The 17,895-nt window shown below is 69.9% G+C and carries 15 protein-coding genes and 1 pseudogene; 8 read left to right on the forward strand and 8 right to left on the reverse strand.

Annotated elements, in window-relative coordinates; translation table 11 throughout:
- Positions 1-6: 6 nt before the first annotated feature.
- From FHR38_RS09275 to guaB, 3 genes are all read right to left on the reverse strand, one after another.
- Entirely contained in the window at positions 7-864 is an 858-nt protein-coding gene (locus tag FHR38_RS09275) for a hypothetical protein (protein ID WP_184534293.1), read from the reverse strand.
- Positions 865-1,056: 192 nt separating this feature from the next.
- A complete protein-coding gene (locus FHR38_RS09280; protein WP_184534294.1) occupies positions 1,057-2,175 on the reverse strand; it encodes a GuaB3 family IMP dehydrogenase-related protein in 1,119 nt (372 codons plus the stop codon).
- A gap of 31 nt (positions 2,176-2,206) precedes the next feature.
- Positions 2,207-3,763 (reverse strand): IMP dehydrogenase, encoded by a 1,557-nt coding sequence (guaB, locus tag FHR38_RS09285; RefSeq protein ID WP_446685669.1) that lies wholly within the window; start codon positions 3,761-3,763, stop codon positions 2,207-2,209.
- 214 nt (positions 3,764-3,977) lie between these two features.
- Here guaB and FHR38_RS09290 point away from each other — a divergent pair, with 214 nt between their 5' ends.
- On the forward strand, positions 3,978-4,379 hold the full coding sequence (locus tag FHR38_RS09290) for a DUF5319 domain-containing protein (RefSeq protein ID WP_184534295.1): 402 nt from the start codon (positions 3,978-3,980) through the stop codon (positions 4,377-4,379).
- A gap of 49 nt (positions 4,380-4,428) precedes the next feature.
- On the opposite strand, the pseudogene FHR38_RS33545 reads toward FHR38_RS09290, so the two are convergent.
- Positions 4,429-4,617: pseudogene (locus tag FHR38_RS33545) on the reverse strand (response regulator transcription factor); the annotation flags it as partial.
- A gap of 1,325 nt (positions 4,618-5,942) precedes the next feature.
- Between FHR38_RS33545 and FHR38_RS09305 the strand changes: the two are divergent.
- A complete protein-coding gene (locus FHR38_RS09305) occupies positions 5,943-6,338 on the forward strand; it encodes a WhiB family transcriptional regulator (protein ID WP_184534296.1) in 396 nt (131 codons plus the stop codon).
- Positions 6,339-6,470: 132 nt separating this feature from the next.
- Here the strand turns inward: FHR38_RS09305 and groL are convergent, their stop codons facing one another.
- Together groL and groES are read right to left on the reverse strand one after the other, a co-directional pair.
- Positions 6,471-8,117, reverse strand: a complete 1,647-nt coding sequence (groL, locus tag FHR38_RS09310; RefSeq protein ID WP_184534297.1) for a chaperonin GroEL — start codon at positions 8,115-8,117, stop codon at positions 6,471-6,473.
- A gap of 70 nt (positions 8,118-8,187) precedes the next feature.
- Positions 8,188-8,496: a co-chaperone GroES gene (groES, locus tag FHR38_RS09315; protein WP_512698621.1), complete on the reverse strand. Its 309-nt coding sequence runs from the start codon at positions 8,494-8,496 to the stop codon at positions 8,188-8,190.
- Positions 8,497-8,839: 343 nt separating this feature from the next.
- On the opposite strand from groES, the gene FHR38_RS09320 reads away from it, so the two are divergent.
- Both FHR38_RS09320 and ybaK read left to right on the forward strand, forming a co-directional pair.
- Positions 8,840-10,090, forward strand: a complete 1,251-nt coding sequence (locus FHR38_RS09320) for a class I SAM-dependent methyltransferase (RefSeq protein WP_184534299.1) — start codon at positions 8,840-8,842, stop codon at positions 10,088-10,090.
- Between the two features lie 32 nt (positions 10,091-10,122).
- Positions 10,123-10,602: a Cys-tRNA(Pro) deacylase gene (gene ybaK / locus FHR38_RS09325; RefSeq protein WP_184534300.1), complete on the forward strand. Its 480-nt coding sequence runs from the start codon at positions 10,123-10,125 to the stop codon at positions 10,600-10,602.
- 118 nt (positions 10,603-10,720) lie between these two features.
- On the opposite strand, the gene FHR38_RS09330 is transcribed toward ybaK, so the two are convergent.
- Positions 10,721-11,548 carry a Clp protease N-terminal domain-containing protein gene (locus FHR38_RS09330; RefSeq protein WP_184534301.1) on the reverse strand — a complete coding sequence of 276 codons (828 nt, stop codon included), beginning with the start codon at positions 11,546-11,548 and terminating at the stop codon, positions 10,721-10,723.
- A 339-nt stretch (positions 11,549-11,887) separates the two neighbouring features.
- On the opposite strand from FHR38_RS09330, the gene FHR38_RS09335 reads away from it, so the two are divergent.
- From FHR38_RS09335 to FHR38_RS09350, 4 genes are all read left to right on the forward strand, one after another.
- Complete coding sequence (locus tag FHR38_RS09335) at positions 11,888-12,976, forward strand: sugar ABC transporter substrate-binding protein (protein ID WP_184534302.1); 1,089 nt, start codon at positions 11,888-11,890, stop codon at positions 12,974-12,976.
- 210 nt (positions 12,977-13,186) lie between these two features.
- Positions 13,187-14,089, forward strand: coding sequence for an ATP-binding cassette domain-containing protein (locus tag FHR38_RS09340; RefSeq protein WP_376771472.1), 903 nt, complete (start codon positions 13,187-13,189; stop codon positions 14,087-14,089).
- Positions 14,086-15,342, forward strand: a complete 1,257-nt coding sequence (locus tag FHR38_RS09345; RefSeq protein ID WP_184534303.1) for a sugar ABC transporter permease — start codon at positions 14,086-14,088, stop codon at positions 15,340-15,342. Before FHR38_RS09340 ends, FHR38_RS09345 begins: the two co-directional genes overlap by 4 nt.
- 37 nt (positions 15,343-15,379) lie before the next feature.
- Positions 15,380-16,591, forward strand: a complete 1,212-nt coding sequence (locus FHR38_RS09350) for an ROK family transcriptional regulator (RefSeq protein ID WP_184534304.1) — start codon at positions 15,380-15,382, stop codon at positions 16,589-16,591.
- On the opposite strand, the gene FHR38_RS09355 is transcribed toward FHR38_RS09350, so the two are convergent.
- On the reverse strand, positions 16,544-17,890 hold the full coding sequence (locus FHR38_RS09355; protein ID WP_184534305.1) for an MFS transporter: 1,347 nt from the start codon (positions 17,888-17,890) through the stop codon (positions 16,544-16,546). The two genes, FHR38_RS09350 and FHR38_RS09355, sit on opposite strands and share 48 nt — an antisense overlap.
- Positions 17,891-17,895: the final 5 nt, after the last annotated feature.

The following is a 17,895-nucleotide window of genomic DNA, read 5'->3' on the forward strand; positions in this document are numbered from 1 at the left end:
ACGTGATCATCTGGCGCGTCCGTGTGCCGCGAGGGTGGCGAGGGCGCGCAGCGTGACACTGCCCCGCCACTCCACACGCTGTCCCGGGGACCAGTCGAGCCAGTCGAACATCCAGCCGCCGTCCGCCAGTTGGTCAGTCTCAAGCCGGTCCAACTCCGCGTCGATGTGCTCCGGTGCAAACAGGGCCCGGCTGCGCAGGTGCGGCCGTGGCGAAAGCACGAGCGCGGTGAGGCGCTCGTCCTCGGTGCCACCGGGGACGGGGATGGTGCCGTCGTTCCCAATCTTGGGCCGGAGCGATGCGATGGCCGCACGGGCGCGATCCTCGTCCGGTTCGTGGTCGAGGAAGTCGAGAGCGAACTTGACCCAGTAGGCGTCGAGCTGGTCCGGGCGATCGATCCGGGACCAGCACCAGGACCTTGCGACGTCGAGCCAGGGGGTCTGGACGCCGGCTCGGGTCAGGATGGACGCGACCCCGAACGTGATGAACGAACCGTCCGGGTTCGGTGTCATCCAGGGTGCGTGCGGATGGTCGGCCGCAGTGGGCAGGACGAAGGGCAGCGCCCCGTCCGGACGGGCGTTGCGGGCGGCCCAGTTCGCCGCCTGGATCACCATGGAATCATCCAGGGCGTCGACCTCGGCGAGCACCTCGAGCGCGTGCAGCGTGGCAGTCGGCTGGCTCGCGGGATCCCGGACGTCGGGTTCCAGAGCATGGCCGAAGCCGTGGTCGGGGTTCTGATAGGCGCGTAGTGCCGTGCGCACCGGTTCGACCGGGGCACCGTGAAGAAGCACCGCGAGTCGGTGCCGGTCCAGCAGACGGGCGGTGTCGTGGATGAACCGTTCGGCAGCAGCGATGTCGGTGGGCATGACACCCAACACTAGGCGGATCCGTCTGTTGGATCTTGAAAGATTCGGACAGGCGGCGGGCCGGTGATTTGAGCACGCGCTGCGTCAGTCCATCCGGACGTCCCGACCCCAGACACCGACGGCCGAAGACGCCGACGGCCGGCGACCCGCTCTCGCTGACGCGAACGACGGGCTGCCGGCCGGGAACGGACGTCAGCGGTCAAGGACGAGCCCCACCTTCTGGAACTCCTTCAGGTCGCGGTAGCCACACTTGGCCATCGCCCGGCGCAGCCCGCCGAAGAGGTTGAGCTGGCCGTCCGGCTCGTCGGCCGGGCCGTAGAGCAGCTTCTCCATCGACCCGAGCGGCTGGTCGGCGGTGCCGAAGGCACCCCGGGGCAGCTTCGGGTGGCTAGCGGCCGGGTGCCACCAGGCACCGCCCGCCGGGGCCTCCTCGCAGAGCGACAGCGGCTCGCCGAGCATCACCGCGTCGGCACCACAGCCCAGCGCCTTGGCGATGTCGCCGGAGGTACGCAGGTCGCCGTCGGCGATCAGGTGCACGTAGCGGCCACCGGTCTCGTCGAGATAGTCACGCCGGGCCGCCGCCGCGTCGGCAATGGCGGTGGCCATCGGCACCCGGATGCCGAGTACCGACTCGGTGGTGGACCACTCGTCGCCGCCCAGGCCGACGATCACGCCGGCCGCACCGGTCCGCATCAGGTGCAGCGCCGTCTTGTAGTCGGTACACCCACCGGCGATGACCGGCAGGTCCAGGTCGGCGATGAACTCCTTGAGGTTGAGCGGCTCGTCGGTGGTGGAGACGTGCTCGGCGGAGACGATCGTGCCCTGGATCACCAGGATGTCGACCCCGGCGTCGAGGATCACCGGGGCGAGCGCGAGGGTGTGCTGCGGGGAGACCCGTACGGCGACCGTGCCGCCGCCCTCGCGAAGCTGACGTACCCGCTCGGTGATCAGCTCGGGCCGGATCGGCTCGGCGTACACCTCCTGCAACCGACGGGTGGCCGGGGCCTCCTCGGGCAGGGCCGCCAGCTCCTCCAGGATCTTGGTCGGGTCCTCGTAGCGGGTCCAGAGACCCTCGACGTTGAGCACCCCGAGCCCGCCGAGCTGGCCCAGCCGTACGGCCGAGGCCGGGCTCATCGTCGCGTCGGAGGGATGCCCGACGCAGGGGATTCCGAACGGGTACGCGTCGAGCTGCCAGGCCGTGGAGACGTCGTCCACGTCCCGGGTCCGGCGGCTCGGCACGATCGCGACATCGTCCAGGTGGTAGCCGCGTTGCGCGGTCTTCCCCAGCCCGATCTCTACCACGTCACGCATGAGTCACTCCAGGTGTGAGGGGGGCAGTGGTTCAGCGGGTGTGGTAGTTGGGTGCCTCGACGGTCATCTGGATGTCGTGCGGGTGGCTCTCCTTGAGCCCGGCCGCCGTGATCCGGATGAGCTGACCGCGTCGGTGCAGCTCGGGAATGCTCTCCGCGCCGGCGTACCCCATCGCCAGCCGCAACCCGCCGACCAGCTGGTGGGCCACCCGGGACAGCGGGCCCCGGTAGGGCACCTGGCCCTCCACGCCCTCGGGGACCAGCTTCTCGTCACTGGTCACGTCCTGCTGGAAGTAGCGGTCCTTGGAGTACGACCGGGCCTGGCCCCGCGACTGCATCGCGCCCAGCGAACCCATCCCCCGGTACGCCTTGAACTGCTTACCGTTGATGAAGATCAGCTCACCGGGGCTCTCCTCGCAGCCGGCGAGCAGACTGCCCAGCATCACCGAGTCGGCACCGGCCACCATCGCCTTGGCGATGTCGCCCGAGTACTGGATACCGCCGTCGGCGATGACCGGCACACCGGCCGGACGGCAGGCCCGGGCGGCCTCCATGATCGCGGTGATCTGCGGCACGCCCACCCCGGCGACCACCCGGGTGGTGCAGATGGCACCCGGTCCGACACCGACCTTGACGCCGTCGGCCCCCGCGTCGACCAGCGCCTTCGCCCCGGCGTAGGTGGCGATGTTGCCGCCCACGATGTCGATCGTGGCGTCCTTCTTCAGGGTGCGGACCATGTCGAGCACCGCGCGTTGGTGACCGTGGGCGGTGTCGACGATCAGCACGTCCACTCCGGCGTCGATCAGCGTGCGGGCCCGCTTGTAGGCGTCGTCACCCACGCCGATCGCGGCGGCGACGCGCAGTCGGCCGGCGGCGTCCTTGGTGGCGTCGGGGAACTGCTCGCTCTTGGTGAAGTCCTTGACGGTGATCAGGCCCCGGAGCCGACCGGCGGCGTCGACCAGGGGCAGCTTCTCGACCTTGTGCTGACGCAGCAGGGTGAGCGCCTCCGCCTTGGAGACCCCCTCCCGCGCGGTGATCAGCGGCATCCGGGTCATGATCTCCCGGACCGGGGTGTCGCCGTCGGAGACGAAGCGCATGTCCCGGTTGGTGACGATGCCCACCAGGGCCCCGTCGGCGTCGACCACCGGCACTCCGGAGATGCGGTATCGACCGCAGAGCGCGTCCACCTCACGCAGGGTGTCGTCCGGGTTGCAGGTAACCGGGTTGGTGATCATCCCGGACTCGGAACGCTTCACCAGGTCGACCTGCATCGCCTGGTCCTCGACCGAGAGGTTGCGGTGCAGCACACCGATGCCGCCCTGACGGGCCATCGCGATCGCCATCCGGGCCTCGGTCACCGTGTCCATGGCGCTGGAGAGCAGCGGAAGGCTGAGCGTGACGTTGCGGGTCAGTCGGGTGATCGTGTTGACCTTGCTCGGCACGATGTCCGACTCGCCCGGCTGCAACAGCACGTCGTCGAAGGTCAGGCCGAGCGGCACCGTCAGGGGTTGCGCCGCAGCCAGGTCGGCGGCGTACGCATCGGTGTCGACCAGACCCGCCGGAAGATCGTTGGTCGGCAGATTGTCCACGATTTCTCCCCTGAGCTGGTCGGAACGACGGCATCACGTGCCGTAGTGGATCATCGCCCGGCCGGAGCGGGCGACGCGATGGTTCATCGTACCCAGTGAGCTGGGGCGCGTCGGCGGGCGGCAAGGCCCGCCGACCGGTGGGGCTGGCTCCGACGCCACGGGCACCCGACCGACGGGTACGCACACCAGCCGGGGTTACGACTACGGTGGGGGGGTGCACGACGAGCCGATCGATCCGTTCAACGGCGACCCCGCCGATCCGTCAGCGGGCTTGGACGACGCCGTCGGCGACGCCCCGCTCGAACCACTGACCGAGAGCGAGCGGCAGGACGTACTGGAGGACCTCGCCGACCTGGAGGTCTACCAGGCGCTGCTGGGTCCATCCGGCATCCGTGGACTGGTGATCGAGTGCGAGGACTGCCGAGAGCCACACTACTTCGACTGGGATCTGCTGCGCGGCAATCTCCGGCATCTGCTCAACTCGGGCCGCCCCCGAGTGCACGAGCCGGCCTTTGATCCGGACCCGGACCACTATGTGAGCTGGGAGTACGCCCGCGGCTACGCCGACGGCGTACACGACACCCTGGCCGAGGGCACCGACGACGGCGAGAGCTGATCCGAGACTTCCGGTGTGCCGGCACCAAGGCACCGCGGGCCACCGACGGTCAGGCGACCAGTCCGGCCCGGAAACCCGCCGCCACCGCGTGCGCCCGATCCCGGGCCCCGAGCTTGCGGAACAGTCGACGGGCGTGCGTCTTCACGGTGTCCTCCGAGACGTAGAGTTCCCGGCCGATCTCCGCGTTGCTCTTACCGTCGGCCATCCCCAGCAACACCTGCATCTCGCGCTCGGTCAGCACCAGGTGCCGAGCGGCAGGCGTACCCTGCTCGGACCGGCCGACATCACCGGCGGCGGGGTTCTTCCCGACACGGGCGGCGCCGGACCGGCCATCGGCAGCGGTGGCCTGGGGTTCCGCCGCCCCGGCCGACGACGGACCGACTTCTGCCGGGTGTTCACCGTCACTGCCGGGGTCGTCACCCCGCTGGACCGGTACGACTCCGGGCACCCCCGGTTGACCGCCGCCGGCCTTGCCCACCGACCCGGCCCCCGCCCCCACCGGCGGGCCGGCCCGCCCGGGCAGATGAACGTTCGCCGGATCGGTGCCGACGGGCGGGACGGCACCGCCGCGCGGCGGTGTACCGGTTTCCGAACCGATCGCCCCCGGGCGGGCCACCACCCAGGCCACGGCCCCTGGCCGCTGTTCGGTGCCGGGCCGCTGGCCGGCGTCCGGGCGCTGCTCGGCAACGGATCGGCCGGCGTCCAGACGCTCGTCCCCGCTCAGACGCCGGGCGGCATCCGGACGCTGGCCGGTGGTGCGGGCCCGGGCCGCCGGGTTGGCGAGTTCGCCCGGCACCGCCGCCCCGGCGACGGTGGGCAGCGCGGCCCCGTCCCGGCCGGTCCCGCGGATGGCCCGGCCCCGGGCGGCGAGCAGCATGATGGCCTTGGCCACCACGCTGACCAGGTCATGGTCCCCGCCCTGGATCAGGCCCCGCGCCCCGGCGGCGATGGCGGCCGAGGCCACCCCTGGCTCTTCCGTGCCGAACAGCAGAATCGCTGCTCCGGGAGCCCGGGCCAGGACGCGTCGGGTGAACCCCACACTGTCCGGCCGGGTGAGGGCGGTGTCGGCCAGGACCACGTCAGGTGGTCGCTCGGCGAGCCGCAGCATCACCTCGGGATCAGACACTGCGGTACGGACAGCGGCGGCCAACCCGAGCCGGGCGGCGGCGGAAGCGACATTCTGCGCCGCGAGCGATGTCCGGACGCAGACGAGAACTGTACGCACGGTGCTCTCCTCTCCTCAAGGAGGAGACCACGGCAGGCTTTGATCATGACGAGTTTCCGCGCGATGAACGACAGAATTTTCGGCCTTTGCGCACATCAGCCAGTTTTCAGCCGATTCGTCAGTAGATGCACCGGTTGCTGGCATCGTTTTCTTGGGCGGCTGCGCGGGTTCCCGGCGGAGACGTGTGAGCCGGCGGCGTACTGGGTAACGCGAAGGCCAGCCAGGAAAGTGTCGCCGGACCAGCCAGGAAGTCGGTACGCGCCCCGCGCGGGCCGCCGTCCCGGCATCCCGACCTCGGGTCGCCGGGGTCCCGCGCTCACCGTCGAAGGAAGGTGCTGATGTCGGACGTACGCAGACTGCCCGGACCCATCGTTGACCTGTGGGAGTGGCAGCGGCTCGGTGCCTGTCGGGGCCGGGACAGCGCCCAGTTCTTCCACCCGGACGGCGAGCGGGGCGCCTCCCGCAACCGCCGGGAGACAAACGCGAAGACGGTCTGTGTGACCTGCCCGGTACGCGCCGAGTGCGCCGCGCACGCGCTCGCCGTGCGGGAGCCGTACGGCGTCTGGGGCGGGTTCAGCGAATCGGAACGACTCCGGTTGCTCGCCATGGGCTGGGAGGATCTCGCCGACCGGCGGCGTAGCCGGGTGGACATCGCCCGGCTGGAGGCACGACTGGGCAGGCCCCACAAGGCCACGATCCCGGTGCAACGGCAACTACAGGAGCGATCCGCCTGACCAGGGCGATCCCACGATCGAACGGATCCGCGTGATCAGGGGCTCCGGACACGCCAGCGCGTGCCGGAGCCCGTTTCCGATTACGCGGATCCGGTCTTGCTCGTACCTCGGGTCAGAAGCTCGTACCTCGGGTCAGAAACCCGGGCCGTGCTGGTGCCCGTGGCCGTGGCTGTGGCCGTGCCCACCCGCCGCTGCGGCGACCGGCTTCTCCGGCTTCTCCACGATCAGGCTCTCTGTGGTGAGCAGCAGTCCGGCGATCGACGCGGCGTTGACGACCGCGTTACGGGTCACCTTCACCGGGTCGACGATGCCGGCCTTGGCCAGCTTGACGTACTCGCCGGTGGCGGCGTCGAGGCCCTTGCCCCAGGGGCTGGAGGCTACCTTCTGCACCACCACGTAGCCGTCGTGCCCGGCGTTCTGGGCAATCCAGCGCAACGGCTCGACCAGTGCCTTGCGGACGATCGACACGCCGATCTTCTCGTCACCGGTGAGCCCGATGCCGTCGTCGAGCACCGAGGCGATCTGCGCGAGGGCGGCCCCACCGCCGGGCACCGTACCCTCCTCGACCGCGGCCTTGGTCGCGGCGATGGCGTCCTCGATGCGGTGCTTGCGCTCCTTCATCTCGACCTCGGTCGCCGCACCGGCCTTGATGACCGCGATGCCACCGGAGAGCTTCGCCAGCCGCTCGGCCAGCTTCTCCCGGTCCCAGTCGGAGTCCGAAGCCTCGATCTCCTTGCGGATCTGGCCGACCCGGTCGGCCACCTCGCTCTTCTGACCCCGGCCGTCGACGACCGTGGTGTTGTCCTTGTCGACCACGACGCGCCGGGCGCTGCCGAGCATCTCCAGGGTGACCGCGTCGAGCTTGTAGCCCAACTCGGGTGCGATCAGCTCACCGCCGGTGAGGATCGCCATGTCCTGGAGCATCGCCTTGCGCCGGTCACCGAAGCCGGGGGCCTTCACCGCGCAGACCTTGATGGTCTTGCGGATCGAGTTGACCGTCAACGTGGACAGCGCCTGACCCTCGACGTCCTCCGCCACGATGAGCAGCGGCTTGCTGGTCTTGAGCACCTTCTCCAGCAGCGGCAGCAGTTCCTCGATGGAGGAGATCTTCTGCGTGGTGATCAGGATGTACGGCTCGTCGAGCACCGCCTCCTGGGCCTCGCTGTCGGTCACGAAGTGCGGCGAGATGAAGCCCTTGTCGAACTGGAGGCCCTCGGTGACCTCCAGCTCGGTGGCCAGGGTGGAGCCTTCCTCGACGGTGATCACACCGTCGCGGCCGACCCGCTCCATCGCCTCGGCGATCAGGTCGCCGATGGTGGCATCCTGCGCCGATACCGTCGCCACCTGGGCGATCGACTCGCGCTTGCCCACCTTGGCGGCCTTGTCGAGCAGCGCCGCGGAGACCTTCGCGGCCGCCGCGTCGATGCCCCGCTTGAGGCTGGTCGGGTTGGCACCGGCCGTCACGTTGCGCAGGCCCTCGCGGACCATGGCCTGGGCGAGCACGGTGGCGGTGGTGGTCCCGTCGCCGGCGACGTCGTTGGTCTTCGTCGCCACCTCCTTGACCAACTGCGCGCCAAGGTTCTCGTACGGGTTGCTGAGCTCGATCTCCTTGGCGATGGTCACGCCGTCGTTGGTGATCGTGGGGGCGCCGAACTTCTTGTCCAGTACGACGTTGCGCCCGCGCGGGCCGAGGGTGACCTTGACCGTGTCGGCGAGCGTGTTGACACCGTGTTCGAGCAGGTGCCGGGCGTCGTCCGAGAAGCTCAGGATCTTCGCCATGAATATCCCTTCAAACAGTCGATGCCCCGGCCCGGCGAGCCGGTCCGGGGCATCGTCACTGATCAGTTGATTACTTCTCGATGACCGCGAGGACGTCGCGGGCGGAGAGCACCAGGTACTCCTCGCCGGCGTACTTGACCTCGGTGCCGCCGTACTTCGAGTAGATGACCGTGTCGCCGACCTTCACGTCAACCGGGATCCGGTTGCCGTTGTCGTCGACGCGGCCCGGGCCGACAGCGAGGACGGTGCCCTCCTGCGGCTTCTCCTTCGCGGTGTCGGGAATCACGATGCCCGACGCCGTGGTCGTCTCAGCCTCATTCGCCTGGACCAGGATCCGGTCCTCAAGCGGCTTGATCGCAACCTTGGTCGCGGTAGTCACGGGCATACCCTCCTGGGGTACTTGGTTTCTATGCGCCGGCCGTACGTGCCGGACGGCGTCATCTGCCTCATGCCACCGGGCGGGTCCGTCGTCGCGGGTGCCGGTCCGCCTGGCGTTTAAGCCTCGGACCGGAGCCCGAAGCTGGCACCCTCGGTTCGAGAGTGCTAACGGCAGGTTAGGCCGATGGCTGGCACTCCGTCAAGGAGAGTGCCAACTCTCCCGCCGGCGAGTCGCGCCGATTCACCCGTCGGCAGCACCGACCCAAACCCCCCGCTACCTGCCCCGATCGTCCCCGACGGGTGCGCCGCCGGTCCGCCCCGTGCTGCCAGCCACAATCGCAGGCGTGGACCTCGACCAACTAGCCGCACTGCGTACCCCCGATGGTGCGCGTGCCCTGACCGCGGCGGCCGAACTGGCCGGCGGCGACCCGCTCACCGCCGCCAGCGCCCTGCGCGCGGCCGGCGTCCCCGCCGACCTCGCCGCCGGCGCGCTCACCCAGGCCGAGTTACGCCGCCGGGCGGCCGCCAAGTTCGGCCCGATGGCCGCCGGGATGTTCTTCACCCGAGCCGGCCTGGAGCAGGCCACCCGGGCCGTGGTCGCCGACCGGCGGGCGGCGCGGCTGCGGGCCGCCGGCGTGACGAGCCTCGCCGACCTCGGCTGCGGGCTGGGTGCGGACGCGCTCGCCGCCGCCCGGGCCGGCATCCGCGTGTACGGTGTGGAAGCCGACCCGGTCACCGCCGCGATGGCTGCCGCGAACGCCGAGGCGGCCGGGGTGGCCGACCGATTCACCGTGGAGTGTGGCGACGCCACCGCCTTCGAGGTGGGTCGGGTCGACGCGGTCTTCTGCGATCCGGCCCGGCGGCGGGCCGGCACCGGACGCCGGATATTCGACCCGAACGCGTACTCCCCACCGTGGGACTTCATCACCGGACTCATCGCGCGGGTCCCCCGTACGGTGCTCAAGGTCGCCCCCGGCATCGAGCATGCCCTGATCCCGCCGGGCGCCGAGGCCGAGTGGGTCAGCGTCGACGGTGACCTGGTGGAGGCTGCCCTCTGGTGCGGCCCGCTCGCCGGATCCCCCCGCCGTGCCACCCTGCTGAGCGGTAAGGGCGGTCCCCTGCCCAGCGAGCCGGGCAGCGCGGCGGGCAGCGAGCCGGGCAGCGAACCGAGCCAGCTCACCGGCACCGGCACCGTCGACGCGCCGGTCGGGCCGGTCCGCCGCTACCTGTACGACCCGGACCCGGCGGTGGTCCGCGCCCACCTGGTCGCGGAGTTCGCCGAGACCGTGCATGGTGGGTTGGGCGACCCGAGCATCGCCTATGTCTACGCCGACGAGCCGGTGCCGACCCCGTACGCGCGCTGCCTGGAGATCACCGACGTGCTGCCGTTCTCCCTCAAGCGACTCCGGGCGCTGCTCCGCGAACGCGGTGTCGGCCGGGTGGAGATTCTCAAACGCGGCTCGGCGCTGGAGCCGGAACAGCTACGTCGGGATCTTCGGTTGTCCGGGGCCGCCCCCGCCACCGTCGTGCTGACCCGGGTGGCCGGAGCGCCGACGGTGCTGCTGGGCCACCCCGTCACACCCGCATTTCGGTAGGTCGTCGGCGGGCGCGGGGATAGGGTCCGATCATGGCAGGGCAGGGAACGCCGGCGACGGCGTTGCTGACGAAACAGAAGGTCCCGCACAGCACCCACCCGTACGACGTACCACCTGACGCACCGCACTACGGCGCGGAGGTGGCGGCGGCGCTCGGCGTACCGCCGGAGCGGGTGTTCAAGTCGCTGGTGACCGAGGTGGACGGGGCGCTGACGGTGGCGGTCGTTCCGGTGACCGGTGAGTTGGACCTGAAGGCGCTGGCCGCCTCGGTGGGGGGCAAACGTGCGGTGCTGGCCGACCGTACGGTGGCGGAGCGGGCCACCGGCTATGTCCGGGGCGGGATCAGTCCGCTGGGTCAACGTAAACGGCTGCCGACCGTGGTCGACTCGTCCGCCGAGGGCTTTCCGGCCGTCTACGTCTCGGCCGGTCGGCGCGGGTTGCAACTCCAACTCGCGCCAGCGGACCTGATCCGGCTGACCAACGCGATCACCGCCCCCATCGCCATCCGCTGACCGTGCGGACGGACAGCCACGGGGCGGACGGGCAGCCACGGGGCGGACGGTCAGCGGCACCTCCCGGGTACGGCATCGGGACGCGACGACCAGTGGACGCTTCATCCGCCCAGCCCCTTCACTGCTCTGGCACCACACCGACGAGTCCCTCGATCCGTTCGATGCGCTGGATGAGGGGCTGGAGTTCCTGACGTACGACGGCACCGATGGCCTTGGCGGGGTCCGCCCCGGCCGCCCCGGTGCCCGGTTGCTGTGTCTGGGTGCGCAGGTGGACGTAGCCGGCGAGCCACGCTGCCACGGCGCGACGGGTCAGTCGGGGCTCCACGCCCCGAGCGCGCAGCATCTGGCCGGCGGTCCCGTCGGGCTCGGTGAGCAGGCCGAGCAGCAGGTGCTCGCAGCCGACGTAGTTGTGCCCGAGGGCGGTGGCCTCGGTGACGGTCAACTCCAACGCGTTGGCTGCCGGCCCGCTGAACCGGCTCGCGGGCGGCTTCCCGGAGGCTGCCGAACTGGTTGCCGCAGGCCGGTCCCCGCTGACCGCTACGGACTGCTCCCCGGCGATCTCCGGCGTCGCCGCTACCGCGAGTTGGTCGAGGTCACGCTCCAGTTGCTCCGGTTCGAGTTCCACCGCACGCAGGACGTGCAGGGCGACGTTGCCACCCTCGGCCAGGATGCCCCCGAGCAGGTGCTCGGTCCCGACGGTCGGCACTCCCTCCGCCTGGGCTCGTTCCCGGGCCAGCCGGAGTACGGCTTGGGCCCGAGCCGTGAAGTGTGGCAGCCGCGCGGCCAGGTCATCCAGATCCAGGTGGCCCAGGGTGGTCTCCCGGATCGCGGTTACTCGGCGCACCGCCTGCTCCAGGGCCCGCTGGCAGATCGCCGAGACCGGCACGCCGGATTCCCTGACCGCTTCCGCCAACTCATCGGGTAGATACACGTTGATCTTTGGCATGGCCGACATCCTCCCTACCACCGAGAACATAAAGGTAACCCCTATGTAACCCCACTGGGGTTACTTTGACAATACATCCGAGAGAACCGATCAGTTGGCAGCTGGAGCATCGATGACCAGCGCGCATCCACCGTGTTGCGAAATTGTTATCGCCAACAACAAACTCAGCCGCTGATATGCCTTGTGCCGCAGCCGCGACCCCTAATACGTTGCCGGACACAACAAACGTACGAAGACCGGTCTCAATCCGTTGTCGTGCCGGCATCCGGAGCCGGACGGCCACCGCAGTCTCTCCCCCGTACCGAGACCCGCACTTCACCCCCGAAAGGACCCGTGCAGATGCGCAAAGGGATCCTCACCATCGCTGCCGCCGGGCTACTGGTAACCGGCAGCCTCGCCGCCTGCGGCGAGACGTCCGACAACGCCGGCAGCGCCAGGACGCCGAAGATCGGCGTGATCCTGCCGGACAGCGCCACCTCGGCCCGGTGGGAGACCGCCGACCGCAAGTACCTCAAGGAGGCATTCGAAGCCGCCGGCGTCCAATACGACATCCAGAACGCCCAGGGCGACAAGGCCCAGTTCCAGACCATCGCCGACCAGATGATGACCAGCGGGGTCACCGTACTGATGATCGTCAACCTGGACTCCGGCACCGGCAAGGCCGTACTGGACAAGGCCAGGTCCCAGGGCGTGGCCACCATCGACTACGACCGGCTCACCCTCGGCGGCTCGGCGAGCTACTACGTCAGCTTCGACAACGTCGCGGTCGGCAAGCTCCAGGGCGAGGGCCTGGTCAAGTGCCTCGCCGACAAGGGCGTCAAGGACCCGGTGGTGGCGGAACTCAACGGCTCGCCCACCGACAACAACGCCACCCTGTTCAAGACCGGTTACGACTCGGTCCTCAACCTGAAGTACGAGGCCAAGGAGTTCGTCAAGGGTCCGGACGTCTCCGTACCGGAGTGGGACAACACCCAGGCCGGCACCATCTTCGAGCAGATGCTGACCCAGCAGCGCGGAAAGATCGACGGAGTGTTGGCCGCCAACGACGGCCTGGGCAACGCGGTCATCTCGGTGCTGAAGAAGAACAAGCTCAACGGTCGGGTCCCGGTCACCGGTCAGGACGCCGACGTACAGGGCCTACAGAACATCCTCGCCGGTGACCAGTGCATGACCGTCTACAAGGCGATCAAGCAGGAGGCCGATGCCGCTGCCGACCTGGCGATCGCACTGGCCAAGGGCGAGAAGAAGGACACCGGGCAGTCGGTGAAGGACCCGGAGGGCGGTCGTGACGTCCCCGCCGTCCTGCTCGCCCCGAAGCCGATCTACCTGGAGAACGTCAAGGACGTGGTCGCCGACGGCTTCGTCACCAAGGCCGCCCTGTGCGCCAACGAGTTCGCCGCGCTCTGCACCAAGGCCGGCGTGAGCTAAGCCGAGCCGAGCTGAGCCGAGCTGAGCCGAGCCGCGCTAAGCCGAGCCGAGCCGAGCCGAGCCGAGCCGCGCTAAGCCGAGCCGAGCCGAGCTGGGCCACCGCCGCGCTCCCGACGTTAGGAAGGGCCCCTTCCTATACCGAAAACGATAGGAAGGGGCCCTTCCTAACCCGCAGCCCGCGACTAAGGAGACCCCGTGTCCGCGCCCCCTGTGTCCGCGACCCCCCTGTTGGAACTGCGCGGGATCGACAAGAGTTTCGGTCCGGTCCAGGTCCTACGTGACGTCGCCTTCACCGTCCAGCCAGGCGAGGTGACCGCGCTCGTCGGTGACAATGGTGCCGGCAAGTCGACCCTCGTCAAGTGCATCAGCGGCATCTATCCCACCGACAGCGGCGAGTTCTGGTTCGAGGGCCGAGCGGTCAACGTCAACAGCCCCCGGGACGCCGCCGCGCTCGGCATCGAGGTGGTCTACCAGGACCTCGCCCTCTGCGACAACCTCGACATCGTCCAGAACATGTTCCTCGGCCGGGAGAAGCGCACCGGACTGGTGCTCGACGAGGCGACCATGGAACAACTGGCCGCCGAAACCCTCGCTGGCCTGTCGGTACGCACCGTCAAGTCGCTACGGCAACACGTCTCCAGCCTCTCCGGCGGTCAGCGGCAGACCGTGGCGATCGCCAAGGCGGTGCTGTGGAACAGCAAACTGGTCATCCTCGACGAACCCACCGCCGCGCTGGGCGTCGCGCAGACCGCCCAGGTGCTCGAACTGGTCCGCCGGTTGGCCGACAACGGCTTGGCCGTCGTGCTCATCTCACACAACATGAACGACGTCTTCGCCGTCTCCGACCGGATCGCCGCCCTCTATCTCGGCCAGATGGTCGCCCAGGTGAAGACCACCGACATCACCCACGCCCAGGTGGTCGAGCTGATCACCGCCGGACGTACCGGCGGGCTCGACCTGACCGCCGCCGACACCGACCCTGACCCTGACCCCGACTCCACCGCCGGCACCGACGCCGCCGACATCCCCGGAACTGTCGGCACCCCCGGCGTCGAAACCGCTGACACAGACACCGCCGACTCCGACGCCGACCCCACAGGAGCCACCCGATGACCACCATGACCCCGGTACGCGGGGAGTCGGCCGTGGACACGGCACCGACCGTCGGCTCACACCTACGGGACTACCTCGGTCGGGTACGCGGCGGCGACATCGGCGTGCTGCCGGCCGTACTCGGGCTGGTCGTGCTCTGCGCGGTCTTCGCGATCCTGCGACCGTCCTTCCTGTCCGCGTTCAACTTCGCCAACCTGCTCACCCAGGGGGCGGCGGTGACGCTGATCGCGATGGGACTGGTCTTCGTCCTGCTGCTCGGCGAGATCGACCTCTCCGCCGGGTACGCCAGTGGGGTCTGCGCGGCGGTGCTGGCCAACCTGGTCACCCTCCAGGGCTACCCCTGGTACGTCGCCGTCGCGGCGGCCCTCGGCACCGGTGTGCTGATCGGGTGCGTGCTCGGCTTCCTGGTCGCGAAGGTCGGCATTCCGTCGTTCGTGGTGACCCTCGCCGGTTTTCTCGCCTTCCAGGGCATCGTGCTGATGCTGGTCAAGGAGGGCACCAACGTCTCGGTACGGGACAGCGTGCTGGTGGCGATCGCCAATCGCAACCTGCCGCCCTGGCTCGGCTGGCTGTTGGCTGCCGTCGCGGTCGCCAGCTACGCCGTAGTGCAGTTGCTACGTCACCGCAACCGGATGGCCCGGGGCCTGACCACCGCCCCGGTGACGGTGCTACTGATCCGGGTCGGCGCCCTGGCGGTGCTCCTCGGTGCCGCCGTCTACATCCTCAACCTGGAACGCAGCATCAACACCCTGATCGTCTCGCTCAAGGGGGTGCCGATCGTCGTACCCATCATCGCCGTACTACTGATCGGCTGGACGTTCGTGCTGCAACGCACCGCGTACGGGCGGCACGTCTACGCGGTCGGCGGTAATCGGGAGGCGGCCCGGCGGGCCGGCATCAACGTCGACCGGATCCGCATCTCGGTCTTCGTCATCTGCTCGTTCATGGCAGCGATCGGCGGCATCGTGGCTGCCAGTCGGGCCAACTCGGTCGACGCCAAGACCGGGGGCAGTAATGTGCTGCTCTACGCGGTCGGTGCCGCGGTCATCGGTGGTGCCAGCCTCTTCGGCGGCAAGGGCCGGGTGATCGACGCTGTGCTGGGCGGCGCGGTGGTCGCGGTCATCGACAACGGGATGGGCCTGATGGGCTACAGCGCGGGAGTCAAGTACGTGGTGACCGGGCTGGTCCTGCTGCTGGCCGCCGGGGTCGACGCCCTGTCCCGACGACGGGCGGCGGCAACCGGAAACCGTTGACCGTCCACCGACACGGGGAAGTGGAGTGACCGTACCGATGCGCGCAGGGCCGAGCCAGGAGGAGATCCGCCGGCAGAATCTCGGTGCGCTGCTGCGCTACGTACACATCCACGGGGCGACCTCCCGGGCGGAGCTGACCACCGAACTGGGACTCAACCGCAGCACCATCGGCGCGCTGACCGCCGATCTCACCGCCGCCGGGCTGGTCAGTGAGGGTGCGCCCCGGGAGACCGGTCGGGCCGGCCGGCCGTCGCTGGTCGTCCGACCCCGGTCCGACCTCGTGTACGCCTACGCGTACAGCGTCGAGGTGGATCGGCTCAGGGCCGCCCGAGTCGGGTTGGGCGGGGCGATCCTCGACCGGCGGGAGGCTCTGCGCCCGCCCGGGATATTGGCGGAGGAGACCGTGCCGCAGCTCGCCGCCTTCGTCAAGGAAATGCACCAGTCGGTCCCGGCCGGATCGGTCTACGTGGGCGGCGGCGTCGCGGTCTGCGGCATCCTGCGCGGGGAGGACGGCCCGGTGCACGTACGACCGCAGACCGGCTGGGTCGACGAACCGCTCGGTACCGCGCTCGCCGCTGCCCTGGCCACCGAACTCGAATCCGACCGGCCCGTCCTGATCGGCAACGCCGCCGACGTCTCGGCGCTGGCCGAGCACGCCCGGGGGGCCGGGGCCGGCTGCGACAACCTGATCTACCTGCACCGGGACGTCGGGGTCGATGCCGGGATCATCGTCGGAGGGCGACGGCTGACCGGACATGGCGGCTACGGCGGCGAGGTCGGTCACATGGTGGTCCGGCCCGGCGGGCGGCTCTGCGGCTGCGGCTCGCGTGGCTGTTGGGAGACCGAGATCGGCGAGCACGCCATGCTGGCCCCGGCCGCCGGAGTGGCTCGGCAGCCAGCCACCACCGACGGCCGGGGGGCGGCGCTCGCCGTCGTCGACGCGGCGTCGCGGGGGGACGCCAGCGCCCAGGCCGCCGTACGACAGGTCGGCGACTGGCTCGGCTTCGGTGTGGCGAACCTGGTCAACATCTTCAACCCGGAGGTGGTCATCTTCGGCGGCACCCTGCGGGACGTCTACCTCGCCGCCGCCGCCCGGGTACGCAGTCGACTCAACTCGATGGCGCTGCCCGCCGCAAGGGAGCAGGTACGACTGCGTACGCCACAGCTGGGCGAGGACGCCGCCCTGATCGGGGCCGCCGAGCTAGCCTTCGCTCACCTGCTCACCGACCCGCTCGACGCCACGAACTGAGTCCCGGAGTCGGTCCATGGTCCGCCAGACCGGGCTGACCAGCGGAAGCAGGGTCACCACCAGGTAGGCGAGGCCGAACAGCAGGCTCGCGGCCGGCAGCCGGAGCCCCTGCACGGCCAGCCCGGCGAGCAGGCTGCCCAGCGGGATGCCCGCCCAGGAGACGGCGTGCGTCAGTCCGAGCACCCGGGCCTGAAGATGCTCGGGAATCCGCTCGTACGAGAGTGCACCGAGGATCGGATTGACCGCCGCGATCGACAGCCCGGCGATGAACGCGACCAGGTAGATGACCCACAACTGCTCGACGAGGGCGAGTACGACGAAGCGGGGTGCCCCGGCGATCAGGAAGCCCACCGTGAAGACCGCGAACCTCGGTACCTTCGGCGCGATGGTGGTGAAAACGATGTTGCCCAGCACCGCCCCGACGGCGAAGGATGCGGAGAAGAAGCCGAGCGCGGTCGGGGATCCGATGATCTCCTTCGCCCAGATCGGCGCGAGCACGCTGTTGTAGGCCGCGTCGGCGAGGTTGGTGACGAAAAGCATCACGACCAGGCCGCGGATGAGCCGATCCTGGCGTAGGAAGCGAAACCCGGTGCGCAACGCCATTAGGTACGGTTCCCGGTCGGTTGTCTTCCGCTCCTCGTCCGACGGTCCGGGCAACACCACTGGTACGAGCAACGCCACGACCACCGCGCCCACGACGAAGGTCGCCGCGTCGATCAGGAGCACCGTCGGTGCGTCCAGCGCGGCGATGAGCAGGCCGGCCAGTGGCGCGCCAAGGAGCGTGGAGAGCCGGCTCAACCCGTCGTGCAGGCTTGTTGCCCGGGTCAGTGACATGCCGGAGGCGGCGACGGTCTTCGGAAAGACCACCCGTTTGGCCGTGTCGCCGAGCCCGCGCAGCCACCCGACCCCGGCGACGACCGCCAGCAGGACACTGAAGGCCAGCAGGTCGGCCCGGTACAGCAGGGGTATCGCGGCCAGCGCCAGACCGCTGCCGAGGTCGGTGACGACGCTCATCCGACGGGCACCGATCCGGTCGATCAGCGGCCCGCCGAGGGCGCAGGCCACGACGTACGGCAGCATCTCGGCGAACGCCACCAGGCCGGTCTTCGTGGCACTGCCGGTGGTCGCCAGGGTGAACCAGGGCAGCGCGACCAGGCTCATCCGGCTGCCCACCAGCGAGATCGTCTCGGCGATCAGCAGACCGACCAGACCACGGCTATTCCGCCTCGCCGCGGCCGCTGTCGTCGTATCGCCTGTCGTCCCGGCCGCTGTCGTCGTATCGCTCGTCGTGGTGTCCACGGTCA

This window comes from Micromonospora polyrhachis, from assembly GCF_014203835.1.
Taxonomy (GTDB): domain Bacteria; phylum Actinomycetota; class Actinomycetes; order Mycobacteriales; family Micromonosporaceae; genus Micromonospora_H; species Micromonospora_H polyrhachis.

Excerpts from the sequence above, each read along its gene's own strand:
- FHR38_RS09275 (WP_184534293.1), bottom strand. The coding sequence starts at position 864 with ATGCCCACCGACATCGCTGCTGCCGAACGGTTCATCCACGACACCGCC.
- FHR38_RS09280 (WP_184534294.1), bottom strand. The coding sequence starts at position 2,175 with ATGCGTGACGTGGTAGAGATCGGGCTGGGGAAGACCGCGCAACGCGGC.
- FHR38_RS09305 (WP_184534296.1), top strand. The coding sequence starts at position 5,943 with ATGTCGGACGTACGCAGACTGCCCGGACCCATCGTTGACCTGTGGGAG.
- groL (WP_184534297.1), bottom strand. The coding sequence starts at position 8,117 with ATGGCGAAGATCCTGAGCTTCTCGGACGACGCCCGGCACCTGCTCGAA.
- ybaK (WP_184534300.1), top strand. The coding sequence starts at position 10,123 with ATGGCAGGGCAGGGAACGCCGGCGACGGCGTTGCTGACGAAACAGAAG.
- FHR38_RS09330 (WP_184534301.1), bottom strand. The coding sequence starts at position 11,548 with ATGCCAAAGATCAACGTGTATCTACCCGATGAGTTGGCGGAAGCGGTC.
- FHR38_RS09335 (WP_184534302.1), top strand. The coding sequence starts at position 11,888 with ATGCGCAAAGGGATCCTCACCATCGCTGCCGCCGGGCTACTGGTAACC.
- FHR38_RS09345 (WP_184534303.1), top strand. The coding sequence starts at position 14,086 with ATGACCACCATGACCCCGGTACGCGGGGAGTCGGCCGTGGACACGGCA.
- FHR38_RS09350 (WP_184534304.1), top strand. The coding sequence starts at position 15,380 with ATGCGCGCAGGGCCGAGCCAGGAGGAGATCCGCCGGCAGAATCTCGGT.